Source organism: Psychrobacillus mangrovi (assembly GCF_037104765.1).
Taxonomy (GTDB): Bacteria; Bacillota; Bacilli; order Bacillales_A; family Planococcaceae; genus Psychrobacillus; species Psychrobacillus mangrovi.
In genome coordinates this window covers 16,348-32,063 of record NZ_JBAWSY010000008.1, presented here as the reverse complement: position 1 = coordinate 32,063, position 15,716 = coordinate 16,348, and the positions used below count along the sequence as shown (strand labels likewise).

18 protein-coding genes are annotated in these 15,716 nt (G+C 34.8%); 2 read left to right on the top strand and 16 right to left on the bottom strand.

The window, feature by feature from the left end:
- Positions 1–8: 8 nt before the first annotated feature.
- The 6 genes from yhaM to WAX74_RS12060 all read right to left on the bottom strand — a co-directional run bounded on the left by yhaM (position 9) and on the right by WAX74_RS12060 (position 5,670).
- The gene (yhaM, locus tag WAX74_RS12085; protein WP_336497924.1) at positions 9–947 is read right to left on the bottom strand and encodes a 3'-5' exoribonuclease YhaM; all 939 of its coding nucleotides are present in this window, start codon (positions 945–947) and stop codon (positions 9–11) included.
- Positions 944–3,652 carry an ATP-binding protein gene (locus tag WAX74_RS12080; protein ID WP_336497923.1) on the bottom strand — a complete coding sequence of 903 codons (2,709 nt, stop codon included), beginning with the start codon at positions 3,650–3,652 and terminating at the stop codon, positions 944–946. The genes yhaM and WAX74_RS12080 overlap by 4 nt, the downstream gene beginning before the upstream one ends.
- Before the next feature lie 2 nt (positions 3,653–3,654).
- Positions 3,655–4,863 (bottom strand): metallophosphoesterase family protein, encoded by a 1,209-nt coding sequence (locus tag WAX74_RS12075; protein WP_336497922.1) that lies wholly within the window; start codon positions 4,861–4,863, stop codon positions 3,655–3,657.
- A gap of 96 nt (positions 4,864–4,959) precedes the next feature.
- Positions 4,960–5,139, bottom strand: coding sequence for a hypothetical protein (locus tag WAX74_RS12070; protein WP_336497921.1), 180 nt, complete (start codon positions 5,137–5,139; stop codon positions 4,960–4,962).
- A 17-nt stretch (positions 5,140–5,156) separates the two neighbouring features.
- On the bottom strand, positions 5,157–5,468 hold the full coding sequence (locus WAX74_RS12065; protein ID WP_336497920.1) for a hypothetical protein: 312 nt from the start codon (positions 5,466–5,468) through the stop codon (positions 5,157–5,159).
- A gap of 1 nt (position 5,469) precedes the next feature.
- Entirely contained in the window at positions 5,470–5,670 is a 201-nt protein-coding gene (locus tag WAX74_RS12060; protein ID WP_336498025.1) for a helix-turn-helix transcriptional regulator, read from the bottom strand.
- A gap of 144 nt (positions 5,671–5,814) precedes the next feature.
- On the opposite strand from WAX74_RS12060, the gene WAX74_RS12055 reads away from it, so the two are divergent.
- Entirely contained in the window at positions 5,815–6,000 is a 186-nt protein-coding gene (locus tag WAX74_RS12055) for a YhzD family protein (RefSeq protein ID WP_336497919.1), read from the top strand.
- A 57-nt stretch (positions 6,001–6,057) separates the two neighbouring features.
- On the opposite strand, the gene WAX74_RS12050 is transcribed toward WAX74_RS12055, so the two are convergent.
- The 7 genes from WAX74_RS12050 to WAX74_RS12020 form a co-directional block, all read right to left on the bottom strand.
- Positions 6,058–6,837: an enoyl-CoA hydratase gene (locus WAX74_RS12050; protein ID WP_336497918.1), complete on the bottom strand. Its 780-nt coding sequence runs from the start codon at positions 6,835–6,837 to the stop codon at positions 6,058–6,060.
- A gap of 119 nt (positions 6,838–6,956) precedes the next feature.
- Positions 6,957–7,169 (bottom strand): hypothetical protein, encoded by a 213-nt coding sequence (locus WAX74_RS12045; RefSeq protein ID WP_336497917.1) that lies wholly within the window; start codon positions 7,167–7,169, stop codon positions 6,957–6,959.
- Positions 7,169–7,435, bottom strand: a complete 267-nt coding sequence (locus WAX74_RS12040) for a hypothetical protein (protein WP_336497916.1) — start codon at positions 7,433–7,435, stop codon at positions 7,169–7,171. Before WAX74_RS12040 ends, WAX74_RS12045 begins: the two co-directional genes overlap by 1 nt.
- Positions 7,435–7,569: a hypothetical protein gene (locus WAX74_RS12035; protein WP_336497915.1), complete on the bottom strand. Its 135-nt coding sequence runs from the start codon at positions 7,567–7,569 to the stop codon at positions 7,435–7,437. Before WAX74_RS12035 ends, WAX74_RS12040 begins: the two co-directional genes overlap by 1 nt.
- A 287-nt stretch (positions 7,570–7,856) precedes the next feature.
- Positions 7,857–8,201, bottom strand: a complete 345-nt coding sequence (locus WAX74_RS12030) for a YlbF/YmcA family competence regulator (protein ID WP_336497914.1) — start codon at positions 8,199–8,201, stop codon at positions 7,857–7,859.
- A gap of 20 nt (positions 8,202–8,221) precedes the next feature.
- Complete coding sequence (locus tag WAX74_RS12025; RefSeq protein ID WP_336497913.1) at positions 8,222–9,364, bottom strand: DUF445 domain-containing protein; 1,143 nt, start codon at positions 9,362–9,364, stop codon at positions 8,222–8,224.
- A 65-nt stretch (positions 9,365–9,429) separates the two neighbouring features.
- Entirely contained in the window at positions 9,430–9,819 is a 390-nt protein-coding gene (locus WAX74_RS12020) for a ferritin-like domain-containing protein (RefSeq protein WP_336497912.1), read from the bottom strand.
- A gap of 72 nt (positions 9,820–9,891) precedes the next feature.
- Here WAX74_RS12020 and WAX74_RS12015 point away from each other — a divergent pair, with 72 nt between their 5' ends.
- Positions 9,892–10,095 carry a YheE family protein gene (locus WAX74_RS12015; protein ID WP_336497911.1) on the top strand — a complete coding sequence of 68 codons (204 nt, stop codon included), beginning with the start codon at positions 9,892–9,894 and terminating at the stop codon, positions 10,093–10,095.
- 529 nt (positions 10,096–10,624) lie between these two features.
- Here the strand turns inward: WAX74_RS12015 and WAX74_RS12010 are convergent.
- The 3 genes from WAX74_RS12010 to WAX74_RS12000 all read right to left on the bottom strand — a co-directional run bounded on the left by WAX74_RS12010 (position 10,625) and on the right by WAX74_RS12000 (position 15,447).
- On the bottom strand, positions 10,625–11,875 hold the full coding sequence (locus WAX74_RS12010) for an MFS transporter (protein ID WP_336497910.1): 1,251 nt from the start codon (positions 11,873–11,875) through the stop codon (positions 10,625–10,627).
- 93 nt (positions 11,876–11,968) lie between these two features.
- Positions 11,969–13,708, bottom strand: coding sequence for an ABC transporter ATP-binding protein (locus tag WAX74_RS12005; RefSeq protein ID WP_336497909.1), 1,740 nt, complete (start codon positions 13,706–13,708; stop codon positions 11,969–11,971).
- On the bottom strand, positions 13,705–15,447 hold the full coding sequence (locus WAX74_RS12000) for an ABC transporter ATP-binding protein (protein ID WP_336497908.1): 1,743 nt from the start codon (positions 15,445–15,447) through the stop codon (positions 13,705–13,707). The genes WAX74_RS12005 and WAX74_RS12000 overlap by 4 nt, the downstream gene beginning before the upstream one ends.
- Between the last annotated feature and the right edge of the window lie 269 nt (positions 15,448–15,716).

Genomic DNA, 15,716 nt, shown 5'->3' with positions numbered 1-15,716 from the left:
ATTTCTTTTTATTCGAAGGTAGGTTTATAAAATGAACGGTTTTCAAGTGGGAATAAACGCTCTGTAAATTCACCCGGATTCGTTTTATCTAAAGCGCGATTTAACATATTCATCTTCGCATCAATATTATCAATATAATGCAAAATTTCGGCTTCCCGAACCATTGGACGTTTTGGGCTTCCCCATTCTTCTTTACCATGATGACTAAGCACCATATGTTGAAGAAGCATTACCTCTTCCCCTTCAATTTGAAGCTCTTCTGCTGCCTTCGAAATCTCATTTACCATAATTGTTATATGACCAAGCAGATTACCCTCAATTGTATAAGTAGTTGCTACAGGTCCAGAAAGCTCTAAAACCTTTCCGATATCGTGTAAAATAATTCCTGAGTATAGCAAGTCTTTGTTAAGTGTTGGATATAGATCACATAAAGCTTTTCCTAGCTTCAACATGGACACGACGTGATCAATCAATCCAGATGCATAATCATGATGATTTTTTGTAGCTGCTGGGAACGTCATAAATTCAGTTTGATGTTTTTTTAATAAATGACGTGTAATTCTTTGTATTAAAGGATTTTTCATTTCAAAGAAAAATTGCATTAACTCTTCCATCAATACTTCTTTAGATTTTGCTGCTGATGGAACTAAATCATTTATTGTAATTGGTTCATCTGCTTTTGCAGGTCTAATGCTTTTTACACGAAGCTGAAACTTTCCTCGATAGTCTTGAATTTCACCACCGACACGAACGATTTGACTCGCTGCAAAAAGCTTTTCATGTTCTTCGTTTGTATCCCATAATTTTGCTTCTATATCGCCACTTTTATCTTGTAACAAAAGGGACATAAACGGTTTCCCAACAGTTGTTACTCCCTTTGTTGATTGTTTAATTAGTAAGAAATGATCTACTGGATCCCCTACTCGTAATTGTGTAATACCTTTCATTTCACAATCCCTCCACTTCCAGCTAATAATGTCGCTACTTGTATGACATTTACATCCTGCCAGACATATTGCATATTTTCATGACATGTAAAATACAGTAGTTGATGTTCTTTCTGTAGCTCCTCCATTAATTGTACCACTTGTTGTAATCGGAAACGATCGAAATGTACAAAAGGATCATCCATAATAATTGGAAAAGGAGCTTTATTTTTTAAGCACAGTGCTAGCGCAATACGTAAAGAGAGATAGGCTTGCTCTTTTGTTGCTTGGCTTAGTTCGACAATTTTAAAACGCTGTCCATTGTATTTCACTGCCTCAAATATTCCTTCTGGGGAAAGTATCAATTGTTCGTAGGATTGGCTAGTAAGTCTTTTAAAATAACTTTGAGCCATTTCTAGTACTTCTGGTAGACGTTCCTCTTTTAATTGCACCATCATTTTGTTTATAGCTACTACAACCGCTTTCAACGCCGCCCACTGCTTCACATACTCTTGTAACTCTGCTTTCTTTTGTTCTATTTTTTGTAGCATCTCACTTTGCTTTTCATCCTTAAGTAGTCTATTTGTTTGAAAAACTAAGGTTGCTCTTTCTTGAACTAGCTCATTACGACTTTTTTGAATTGTTTTTAATTGTTCATTGGTTTCTTGTTCAAACGATTCTTTAAAGTCTTCTATGCCTATTTCTTGGTTGCCTAATTGCATTTGTAAATGATTGAATTCTTTTTCTAAAAATACCTTTTGTTCAAATAATCTATGTGCCTCATAAAAATCATTTTCGGTTTCTGCATTTGCTTCTTGAAAAAGATTATGAATGCTATCGGCATATACATCAAGCAATGAAAGATTCTCTTTTTGCTTCATGGTAATGTCATTTATTTTTTCATGAATAAATTCATTGTCTTCAAATTTTTTCTTCTCTTGAAGATAATACTCGCGTAGTTGATGAAATAACATATCTTCAATCAAGGAATTATTTGTTACCGTTTTAGCTTGTGCTAAAAGTCCTTCCATTCTTTTGCTAATTTCATTTAATTTTAATTCCATTTGTTCAAGTTGAATTTGCTGCTCTTGAATTAAACGTAATCTATTAAATAGCTCTTTTAATAAGCTCGGGGAATGTTGGCCACTTAAATGATAATTATTTAGAAATAATTGTACATGTTGATTAATAGATTGCTCTCGTTGCTCCAGTTCACTTATTTTATTTTCTAGCTGACTAATTTGCTGAAATAGAGCCTTTTCTTCTTTTAAAAGCAAGCTTTCATATGTTTTTATATCGTTTGATTCTTTCATTGTTTTTTTCAAGTAATTAAATCCTGAAAATACAACGATACTAACTATAAAAGCAGCTAGTGCAAACATCCAATTAGATAGGAGAAAACTTAAAATAAATCCTAAAAGAAGAATGGCACCGCTAAATAATACGCTTATTCCATCAGCTTTATTTTTCTCTGTTTTATTGCGCTTCACTTCTGAAATCCGTGTTTTCTGTTCGTGAAGATCTTCCTTTTTCATTTGTAAAATACGTTTTTCTTGAAGCAATTCGCTTTCTAACTTTTCACGTTCTTTTAAAAGGGTTACAAGCTTTTCTTCTTGTTGAATGGATACATCTGCTTCTATAATGTTATCTAAATTTTTCTCCCAGTTTATCCCTACAAGTGATAATTGCTGCATCTGATTTTGAAGGGTTTTCGACTGTTCTTCCTCTATTTGTATTCGCTTTGCTCTCAACTGATGCCATTCTGTTTCGTTTGATAAGAAGGATTTTAATTTATCCAATTCTTCTAATGACATTATTTTATTATTATTCTTGAACTCTTTGAGATTTTCTCTTAATTGTTCATTCGTAATCTTCACGTTCATTTCTTTGTCTTTTATCGTTTCATAACGCCTAATACCATCAGTCGGAAAAGTTTGATTTTGAACTTTTTCTAAAGCCATTGCAAGGTCAATTTGTTTCTCTTTTATTGGTTTTAATTGCTTCCACCTCATAAATCGCTGTAATTCGGATTGTGCTTGTTTTTCTAGTTCAGACGTTTCAATTAGTAAGGAGTCAATCTCCTTCAACCGTTTAATAGCAGGATCGTACTTATTTACTTCCTCTAGATATTGTTTCCATTCTTCATCTAATACCCGTAGTTCATCTATTTTTTGATTAATGAGAGGTTTTTTCCCACTTGGTTTAAATAACTCTCCCATTTCCTTTACGAATTGGGCTTCGACCTTTGATAATGTATCCATACCAGTAGTTCCAGAAGAAAGCAAAGTACGAGTTAGCTCTTCTTCCGTCATTTTTTCAAAGCCCTGTAATTGAAGGAGTGAAAATGAAAAGATCGCCTCAAAATCCGAACGATTATAAGAATTTAACAAGGTAGCTAATTCTTTTTCTCCTCCACGATTTCCATTCTCAAAATAAAGTATAACGTCACCACTTGCTTTTCCTTTGATCCTCTCAATTATTACACGACCCATTTGTTCATCAAATAGTTGAACCTTTCCTCCATATGCGGCTCCACTTTTCGGTTCATATCTTAATAATTGTGCATTTTTTTGTGGGAAACCAAAAAGTATATGTAAAATGAATTGCTGAATAGACGATTTACCAGCTTCATTTTCTCCATATAATACATTTAATCCTGACTGGAAATCTATTTGTACATTCTCATGCTTGCCAAAGCCATAGATATGGAGTTTTTCAATTTTCATCGTTATTCACTCCTCTTTATTAAAACGTTAGAAAGCAACTGTTCCACTTCGAGTTTCGTTTCCTTTACAAACTCTGAACTAATTGTCTCTAGATATCTACTACCTTTTGGATGCTGATATAATTCTTTTAGTGCATATTTCCAATCAGCTGTGTCCCATGCTTCTATTGACTGCAAAAGTGCAGAGGATTCATTCCATACCTCTTTTGGCATTTCAATTTGAAGTTTTTGAACAAGGATAAAATGTTCTTCTTCTCGTATACTTTCTTGTATTATTTGAAGCCATTCTTCTTTCGTAGAAGCTTTTAAAAGTTCCGCTGTATCATCCGTTATATCTGTTAACATTACTTCAACTATTGCACTTCCATTTGATTCTCTATAATCATGAAGGGTTTCTTCTATTCGTGCTATCAATTCATTCGCATGAATTATTCCATCACAAGATACGACTACCTCGTCATAAATAAAAGCAGAAGAAGGGATAAACTGAAGATCAACTTGTCCTTTTGTTAAGGAAACCTCATAAAATCCTTTTAATCCCTTTTCGTTTCGATGCCTACTTTGAGTATTACCCGAATAGACGATAAAAGGATCATCATGTAAAATTTGACGTTTATGAATATGACCAAGTGCCCAATAATCATACCCTTTACTGACTAAATCCGTTTTACGAAATGGTGCATATACATCATGCTCTTCATTTCCTTCGATACTTCCGTGTAGCATACCAATGTGATAATCTTGTCCATTTGCAACTGGATAACGCGTATGCATAGCATCACGAATATGCCGCTCCTTATAGCTAAATCCTGTTATTTGAACTTTCTTACCTTTCACTTCAAGTATTTTTGTGTCTACCTCTTCCCCAAACACTTCTACATTGTCAGGTAGCTGAAATCTCACCCAATTGCCACTCAAGTGATCGTGGTTTCCATAGCAAATAAAAACAGGTATCCCTTCGGAAGAGAGCTCCTCCATCCCTTTTTGAAATAAATGCTGTGCACGTAGACTTCTATTTTCTCCATCGTAAACATCGCCAACAATTAAAACAAAATCAGGCTTGCTTGCAATTGCATATTTAATAATGTTTGTAAAAGCATTAAATGTACTCTCACGGATATCCTGCCATTTATTTTGTGGTATAGAGGTAAGCCCTTTAAAAGGGCTATCCAAATGCAAATCTGCTATATGAAGAAAACGAACATCAGTCATTATTAAAGCACCTCACTAAAAACGAATATTTGTTCTATTTTATCATAAAAAAAAGATTGCATACAGTGAAATGTGTACAATCTAACATAAAAAAGTTTATGAACTTTTTCGACTTATTATTAGTCCTGTAAATCCTGCCGCAAAGGAAGGAGCTATACTAAATAAAAAATATTTCCACTGATTTGTTAGAAGTGAAATAAATAGAAAGAATAGAGGTACTCCGATTAGTACAAATAAAGAAACTATAATAGCAAATTTAGTATCTTTTTTCATCATAAAAACCCCTCCAGTTATTAGTTATCCTTACTAGCTATCACAGCACCAATTAAATAAGAAGTCATATGAATTACCCACATTCCTGTCATTAAGAAAAAGATAAGACCAGGACCTTCAACAGTTAGGATAATCATCCATACGATTAAAATAACAATAGTAGTCGTCATCCAAGAAATAGATCTCGCTTTTTCATGTATTCTATTATATCGCTCATCAAACCATCGTTTTTTCTTACCTATTTTTCTTTGAACTAAGAGCACAATAGTCATTACTACTATTGCAAGAGGTAAACCTAACAAAAAAGATACTATATCAAAATTCTCATTCATACTAATCTTCCTCCTCATAAATAAATAAATCTTCTATCGTGCAATTGAACAATTTTGAAAGCTTGAATGCTAATGTAATGGATGGATTATATCTTCCCTTTTCTAACGAAATAATTGTTTGTCTAGATACATTAAGCATTTCTGACAACTCATCCTGTGTCATTCCTAATGCCATTCGCTTATCTCTAACTAAATTTTCCATGAATATACCTACCTTTATTGTAAAGCTAGCTTTATGTAAAGTGTACTTTACTTCCATTTTCATTGTCAAGCTCGCTTTACATTTTTCTTTTAAAGTTTTTGTTGTATAATATTAGAAATAAGAAGAACAAAGGGGTGTTGATTCTTGAAAACGTATAAATTTACAGCATTTGAACCAACAGGAAAGCTTATTGTTGAAGAGTCATGGAATTTCGAAAACGATGAGGACGCGAAGAAAAAAGGCGAGGAATTTATTGAAGAAAAAGGCTTTACCAAAACGACACATCGTTTAGTAAATAGTTCTGGGAAGCTTGTATTATTCCACGTGTAATTGAAAAAGGGCATAACCACTGAGTGGTTATGTCCTTTTATATCAATATAAATTCTTTTATTCTCCCTTGAAAGCAGGCTTACGTTTTTCAACGAATGCTTGAATCCCTTCTAAATGATCCGCCGTTTTACGCATCGCAGATTGAGCAGTTGCTTCTTTTTCTACTACTTCTACTAATTCATCTACTTTTGTAGCGTGTAGTATTTCTTTGGACGCAATCATAGCAGCAATTGGCGATTGAAGAAGTTTTTGTGCATAGGAATTTGCTGTTGCATATCCCAATCCATCAGAAGCAACTTCATCCACTAAACCGATTTTTTGAGCTTCCTTTCCTGAAAAAAGCTGTCCACTCCACATTAGTTGTTTCGCTTTTGGGATACCCACTCTTTCTTTTAAGAAGAAATGTCCCCCTCCATCTGGTATCAATCCTATGCCAATAAAGTTCATAGCGAGCTTACTGTTTTCTTCCGCGATAATGATATCGCATCCCAGTACCATACTAAAGCCTAATCCTGCTGCTGCACCGTGAACAGAAGCAATTGTAATTTGAGGTAACGTATATAATGTTGTTGCGAGTCGCCCAAGGTACACCATGACTTCTTCAATATTAAAAGGATTCTCTGTATCGAGCATGGCCTTTATGTCTCCTCCAGCAGAAAAAGCACGCCCCTCCCCTTTAATTATCAATACTTGAATGGAGTGATCTTGTTTAACAGACTCTAAGCATTCCGCTAGCTCTTTCATCATCACATCATCCATCGAATTCATAGCTTGTGGTCTATTTAATGTTAATGTAGCAATTCTTCCTTCTTTTTCTAATAATAAAGTCTTATACATATCAATTCCCCTTTGCAAGTGAATGGTCATTCATTTATTATAATTCGACACCGAATATATTATTCCTTCATATTACTCTGGGAAACTTTATTTTTAATATGTATATATGTGAAATTAATTCAGCACTTGTCAGCCTGAGCGGCTGTACCTGCTAGCGCATCCTGCTCCTGCGCAAAGCTCGTCGCAAAAGTAATATGCTCCTGCGCGAAGCTCGTCGCAAAAGTAATATGCTCCTGCGCGAAGCTCGTCGCAAAAGTAATGTGCTCCTGCGCGAAGCTCGTCGTAAAAGTAATATGCTCCTGCGTGAAGCCTTCTTGGATCAATGCCACCATTAGTTTAATATAATGATTTCAGAAGCCTTTAGTCCTTCCCTGCTACTCATATTTTTGTTTATGTTTTTCTCTTCAGATAGAACGACCCTAACCATTTTGGGAGAATTTAATTTAGATAATTCCCATTCCTCTAGCTCATCAACACTTAGTTCTTGTCCATCCTCTGTTCTTAATGTGGTATTTTCAGAAATTTCTACAACACAACTGTATCCTTCTTCTGTATTAGAATTATCATTCCTTTTAGCCGCCGAAGAACAATCAATCATTAATTTGTTTGTTTCCTCAACAGATATGAAAGGACCTTTAACGACTTTATAGGCTCAGCAAAAATACCACATCCCGTAGCAACAAAAAATAATGAAGAAATCATTACCGCTACATAAAAAACATTTAATCTCATATAAGTCCTCCCTTACATGCAATAGACACCGTAAGTTGAAATACAAACTTTCACAATTTTTCATTTATTTTATCATAAATTTTCCATTTTCTTTCAATAGCTATTGTCACTCTGTTATATAGTATTTGAATTAAATTGATTTTTTGACCTACTTACACTAAAACCAGTGATATATAAGTAAATTTTAAAGACCAAATCGCTATGTGATTTGGTCTTTAAATAGATATGCTATTTGATTGTTTCTCCACGATAACTGAACTACTTACCATTTAAGGAGATCCTGATAATTAAATACCTTCGTATAATTCTTGTACTGGTTTGATTAATACTCTGTTTACTTCTTCAATTAACTGACTTAAACTCATTTCTGCTTGGAGCATATGAAAGATTTTTTCATTTCCTTGAGCAAGCTGTGCTGTTTTCTGTGCGTATTCTAGTTCTTCGCCTGAAATTTCTTCCCCTTTCATTTGCTTTTCTTGAAGGGAAAGTTGAATCTTACGAAAGCTTTGGAATAATGCTAGCGCCTCAGGGTCTGCTTTGACAGATTCCACCGCTGCTTTTACATTAGCAAATTCATCGGTTTTACGTAGTGTTGCTTCTAATTTATTAATATCATCGTAAATATTGACCATTTTTATTAGCTCCTTTTTATTTAACCTGTAATAAAGACGATTAACCCTTGTATGATCCCGATAAGACCACCTAAGAATCCGCCTAGTACGGTAATCATTTTAAACTCACGTTTTGAAATGCCGAGAACGATATCTTCCAAACGTGCTACTGGGAAAGAATCGACTTGCTCTTTAACCATATCTTCTAATTTCATTTTTCGCAATACTTCTTCTAGCTTGGCTTCTGCTTCCATAAATGCAAAGGAAGTTAGTTTTGGGACAAGCTTTGTTTGCGTCCATTCTGTTGCCTCAGGGAAATAATGAACTAAACTATGACTCAAACGCTCTTCGATTGCTAATTCCTTCTTCAAATAACTCTTTACATTTTTAACGACAGGTTCAAAATCAAAGCCGTCCATTATTTCTATAATTGGTCGGTCTTTAAGCTTTTCCCATTCATTACGAACGATATTTTCCAACATATTTTTGGTACCTGGTGCTTTTAGAAACTTTAAAATTTCCGGTTGTACTTTTCCTGCAAGAGTAGAAGATTCTCCAACAAACATTTGAATCATACTTCCAAGAGTTCCTTTGGTAGAAAGGAAATCATCAATTAAATTTTTTACAGAACGTTTACCTTCTTCTGACTGAAAAAATTCTTCTCCTTTAAAAAGGATATAAGATACTATTTCTCCTACTTTACTATCCGCTTTTACCTGCCAATCTTCCGGAGCCAACTGTCTAATCGTCTCATTTTCAAATCGGCTTTTTAAACGATTAAATTGAATATCTACTTGCTCATCTATTTTCGTATTTGCTATCGTTACAATATTTTCGATACCACTTAGTTTTAACCAATCTGCAATCGTTTTATCAGAAAGTAGAATTTTCTCATTTAATTGTCGAACAATTAACTTCGTAGTCTTGTCTTGCATTTCTTCATTAAAATATTTTCTTTTGAAAATATCTGGGGTCAATAAATGATTTATAACTGTATTTCCTAGCTGTTTGGCAAGTTCATCTCGTCTCTTTGGAATTAAACCAGGTGTGAACGGGATTCGCCAAGATCCAATATATTTTGCTTCATGTGGTCGAAAAAGCATTTGAATTGCTAAGTGATTTGTTACTGCTCCAATTGCTGCGCCGACTGCTGCCATGAATAAAATCGTCCAAAATAAATTCATCTATTTCACCTTTTTCCTCTAGCATATAATTTATTATAGCAGAGGAAGGACAAACACTAAAAGAATTACAATGCGTTGAACATTGTCGAAAAACGTATAGCATGCTCCGTTTCATCATGCATTGCTACAAATAGTGGTGCATATGCTTGCTGAACAGGTATTTGGAGCAGCATTTCTTTATACATTTCTGCTCCTTCTAACTCATCCTTAATCGCATTTTTAGCACAGGTTTTTAAGTCTAAGCAAGGGGGCTTTTTTTTCAGACTTTGAACATAAGTCCCTGTCAGCATATAATAGAGTTGTTGAAACATTTCATAGTGGCTTTTTTCATCTTCATAAGCATGTTGAATAAACCCTTGCCAATATGGATCGTTCGTCAATTTATACATATCTTTATAGAAATGGTAATCTGCGTATTCGTTTTGAATCGCAAGTTGTAATTTATCAATAAACAAATAGACGCTCCTTCACTAGTAATTTCTACTAGTGTATGCCAGGAATTTATGTCACATGAAAGGTTGATTATTTTGTTACAGCATTTTAGCTTTAAATCACTATATGAAAATAAACAATTACCGGGTTGGTCTATTTCATTTTTTTATAAACAAGTACGATATACTGGGGAATATGAACCTGATGGAACAATCAATTGGATTGGAAACGTACCAGCTGATGAAGAAACAGTAAAAAAAATGATTCATGAGTTAATGCTTTTTCACGTTTACGATTAACCAAAAAAACTGCATGTGAATAAAAAAACATGCAGTTAGACTGTGGAAAAAATCGAATGTTTAAATAGGATAAATCAGGTTTTCCGAAGCTTACCGCTCGCTTTCCGCGGGCGAGCGCCGAGCCTCCTCCTTCGCTTTGCTTCGTGCGGGGTCTCGTCTGTCTCGCTTTTCCCGCAGGAGTCGAGCGGACGCTTCTCCAAACCAATAATATGATACCTATTATTTTCTTTATACTCTGAAGGAATGATAATAAATCAAAATAATGAAAGAGACCAATTAGCCAACTTCCTTTTGTCTACTACTACCTAATTGCATGTAATAAAAAAACACATGCAGTTTAGTATTTTATTTGTCTTCTAAATAATCAAATGCTGTTCCTATAAACACTTTCATATGACTTTAATCAAACACTCTTCCCATTGGTTCTCCCTCTACTAACTTCTTTCTCATCTTAAATTGGTAGTGCAATGAAATCTGCATAAGTAATAGCTATATATATTGTTCAATCACTTTAATCATTGCTTCTATCTTACTTAGTACCTACTTTTTTTCTTCCAAATAATATATAAAAATATGTCGAGGCTACAATATAAAGAATACCAGTAATTGTGAAGGTATATGCATAACCCCAATAATAGCCATACGCCATTACCAGTCCGGTAGATATAGCTCCTGTGCTCGCCCATCCAATATTAAATACCATTTGGTTCACTGAATTGGCTAGACCCTTATATTTATCATGAACCAAATCCATAGCAATAGCACTTTGTATTGGATTTCCAGCATTCATTAGTGCTTGACGTAGCAAAAATCCGATCGATGCCACTATTAAGGAATTGGTATAACCAGTTATGAATAAAAAGGGAATAGAAAGTAATTGGAAAATCACAAGTGCACGGACTTGCCCCACTCTTTTTACAAGTGCTGGACCCATAAGCATTGCAACAGCTGTCATCCCAGAACCTAATGATAATATCAAACCAATATATGAATTAGATGCATCAAAGCGATTAGCAAAATATAAATTCAAATAAGGGATAACTAACCCTGATCCCGTGCCAATTAGTAAATTGGAAAAGCCGAATAGTAAAATGATAATAATATTTCTTTTGAAAGTACTTGGTAACTCTTTCTCACTTGTTTGAGCCGTTTTGATTTCTTGTCTTACTGTTGGTTTTAATTGAAATAAAGGTATTAAGCCTAGCGCAAAAATAAAGGTACCTAGAATTAAAACCCATTTAATCGATTCCTGAATAGGCATAGCTGCATACAAATGTAATGCATCAGCTAATACGCCTCCACCTAAACTTCCAACGACACTTGCAATTGTCACCAACGAGAAATGAATACTAAACAAATGCATACGTTCACTAGCTGTCGAGTTTTCTGCTAAAAAAGGGACACCTGAAACTTGGACTAGCGCCATGAAAAGCCCAGTTAAAAAGGCTGCATAAATCAACGATTGTTCTTCCACTGTTACACTTCTATAAAATAAGGTTAATACCGTTATGATTGATCCAAGAATAATCATCCATTTCCGTCCAAAACGGTCACTTAAAAAACCAGCAGGAATTAACATAATTGCAGATGCAAGAGAAGTCATTGAAATTACTTTACCATTGATGGTTTCAGGAAATCCCAGCTCCTTTAGATATAAATTATACATTACTGAAAAAACACCCATACCTATTTGTATTAGAATATTTGCCAACATGAATAACCGTATATTTCTATTGAAAGAAGATATTTTTGTTTTCCAATCTTTTATCCATAGGATCATAAGATACCTCTTTTTTATTTTATTTCGCCACACTAAATATACGATTTACGCTAGAAAAATTCAATATAAAAAAAGGGAATATCCCTACACGTATTAAACGTGCTGAGATACTCCTGCTTGTAATTTATACATTTGTTCATAGCGTCCTTGTAGCTGTAACAACTCATCGTGACTGCCACTCTCAACAATTTCACCACGATCTAATACTAAAATACGATCTGCATTCTTAATAGTAGAAAGTCGATGCGCAATAATAAAAGTTGTTCTTCCTTTTTTCAACACATCCATCGCATGTTGAATTATCTCTTCCGTTTCGGTATCAATGTTTGAAGTCGCCTCATCTAATATTAGAATTGCCGGGTCGAAAGCAAGTGCTCGAGCGAATGAAACTAGCTGTCTTTGTCCAGAGGATAAAGTACTCCCCTTCTCAATTACCGGCTCATCTAAACCTTTTACAAGATTTTTTAATACTCGTTCTCCTCCAACTGCTTCCAAAGCAGCTTCTACTGTCTCACGAGAAATTCGAGGGTCATTTAAGCTCACGTTTGACTCAATTGTACCTGAGAATAAATAAGGATCCTGTAAAACGATACCCATATGATCACGAATTGTTTGTCTCGGAAACGACGTTATATCTTTACCATCAATCAGAATCTTTCCTTTAGATGGATCATAGAAGCGGAACAATAAGTTCATAATGGAGCTTTTTCCAGAACCAGTATGCCCTACAAGGGCTACTGTTTCTCCCTTATTCGCTACAAAGTTTAAGTTCTTCAAGACATAATCTTTCTCTTTGTATGCAAAAGAAACATTTTGGAACTCTACATTACCTTCATATCGTTCCATACGTTGATCTTCCACTTTTTCTCCCGGTTCATCAAGTAAACGGAAAACACGATTTCCTGCAACAAGGGATCTCTCCAACTGAGAAAATTGATTAACTATTCCTGTTATTGGATTAAATAATCTTGTTGTATAATCAACAAATGCATAAAGCATACCAGCTGAAATGACTGTATTCGGCTCCATGGATTGGCTACCAAAATACCAGATAAACATAATAAACATAATGGACCGCAAAACACTTACTAAGTTAAATGCAGTTGCCGAATCGAGTGTAAGTAATTTCTTCTGATAGCGGTAATGCTCTTCATTCATTTCCTCAAATTCATGTTCCATTTGCTTCTCGCGTTTAAATGCCTGAATGATGGACATACCTTGAATCGACTCATTCAGCATTGCATTTAAATCAGCTATTTTCGTTCGAACAATATGATTATACTTAGAAGCATATTTTCGATATCCGATCATCCATACATAAACGATTGGTACTACAAACAGCGCCATTGCAGCCATTTTTACATTTAGGATAAATAAAGCTACATAAACACCGGCAATTGAAATAATACTTGTCGCGAACTGAGATAGTACCTGCACATAAAGATTTCGGATTGCTTCCGTATCATTTGTAACACGTGCTACTACCTTACCAGCAGGCAAATTATCAAAGTACTGTATCGGCAACGTTTGTATATGCTGAAATACATCGTTTCTCAGCTTTTGTACAACTCGGTTAGCCCCAATTTGTAAATTTATAAACATAAAATATCTAAAAACTGCTGTTATAATCGATAAACCGAAGAATATGGCCAATAACATTAAAATCGGCTGAAGATCAATAGCTCCTTCTGTAATATGGTCGTCGATAATTTTCTTTGCAATGAATGGACCAGTTAAGTCTGCAAACACCGCAATGGTTAAAAAGATTAAACCAAGGATAATTGGTTTTTTATAAAATAACGCATAATGGTAGAGTCGTTTTCCTGTACTCATGACGACACCCCCTCAAGCTGTTGACGATCGTATTGCTCTTTATACCAACCATTTTGATGAAGAAGTTCTTCATGAGTTCCTTCTTCCACAACCATTCCTTCATCTAAAACAATAATATGGTCAGCATGTTGAATACCGGACAATCGATGCGTCGTAATAATTGTTGTCTTCCCACTACGTTCATTTTGTATATTTTCAATAATCTTCGCTTCCGTTTTCGCATCTACCGCAGAAAGCGAATCATCTAATAATAAAATCTCTGGATTTTTGATAAGTGCCCGTGCGATCGACACCCTTTGTTTCTGACCGCCAGATAAGGAGACACCTTTTTCTCCAACTAATGTTTCAAGACCCATCGGCAAGTTCATCAAATCTCGTTGGAAATGTGCTAATCGAATCGCTTCTTCTAGCTCTTCTTCCGTAGCATCTTCTTTACCAAATAGAATGTTTTGACGAATTGTCCGTGAAAACAAAACATGATCCTGCGGAACGTATCCTATCCATTCTAAAACTTGCTCTTTTGTTTGCTCAGAAATTGCTATATCTCCAATTGTTAGCTGTCCAGCTCCAATAGGATATTCCTTTAAAAGTTGTTTCATAAAGGTTGTTTTCCCTGATCCTGTTTTTCCGACAATACCTAGCGTTTGACCTTTTTGAAGGTTTACATGGATCTTTTCAAGATTTTTTACTTGTGACATTGGATATTGGAAACCAACATCTTCAAATCCAATGGAATTCACGTCAAATAATTTAACCGGACTCGCGGGATCTTTTACATCTGCCTCATAATCCAACGTTTCTTGAACGCGGTCTAAGGAAGCATTTCCACGTTGCATAACATTGATTAATTCTCCAATTGCAAACATTGGCCATATTGCCATCCCTAAGTAAACGTTAAATGTGATTAAGTTACCCAACGTCATTTCATTTTGTGAAACGAGATATGCACCATAGCCTAAAGCAACTACATAACTAATCCCTGTCCCTACTTTTGTGATTGGACCAAAAAGTGCATCAATTCGTTCCACGACCATATTTTTCTGATATACTTCTTCACTCATATCTGCAAACTTCTTTTCGTCCGCCCTCTCTTGGACGTATGCACGAATAACACGAACACCAGCAACTGATTCAAGAACTCGGTCATTTAAATCACCAAATGCATCTTGAGCAGTCATATATTTTTCATGAATGATTTTCCCTAAATATTGCATGATAAATGCTAAAATCGGTATTGGTAAAATTGCAAAAAAAGTAAGCTTCCATGAAATAATGAATCCCATTGCCAGAATGAGTGCTGCCATATACATAGTTGAATCGATCAATGTCATAATTCCAAAACCAGCTGTTGTTGCAACCGCATTTAAATCGTTTGTTGCACGAGCCATTAAATCCCCCGTACGATTTTTTTCATAAAAAGTTGGTGTCATACTCAAAAATTTTCTATTTAATTTGGAACGCAAAATACGTTCTATAGTAATAGAGCCACCAAATAACTGATATTGCCAAACAAAATTCAGCACATAACCAATGACAATCATTCCAATAAAGTAAAGAACGTACATTGTTAATGAATCGGGTGTCATATTGCCCGTTGTAATCGTGTCGATTGCCTCTCCTACCAACCATGGAGGTAAGACTTCAAAAGCACTTGCTACTATAAGTAAACTAACAGCAACTGTATACCGCTTCCAATGACCAATAAAAAACCACTTTAACTTAAATAAAACTGAAAACATTATTTAATCCCCTCATTTCTTCTCTCTCTTGAATAAAACCGGCTAACCACCTTCTAGAGATTCCTTTAATAAAATTTGTTTTGTACGTTGAATAATCATATTCAACACTTCCCTTCCTCTTATTTTAACCAAAAAATGGAAATAAATGAACACAAAAAAGCACATTACCCATATTACGGCAATGTGCTTTTTAATAGACAGAGTTAACCTAAAAAATGTCTATTATAAAATCATTTATCGTTAGATGGTAGGTATGAAGAAATTATTAA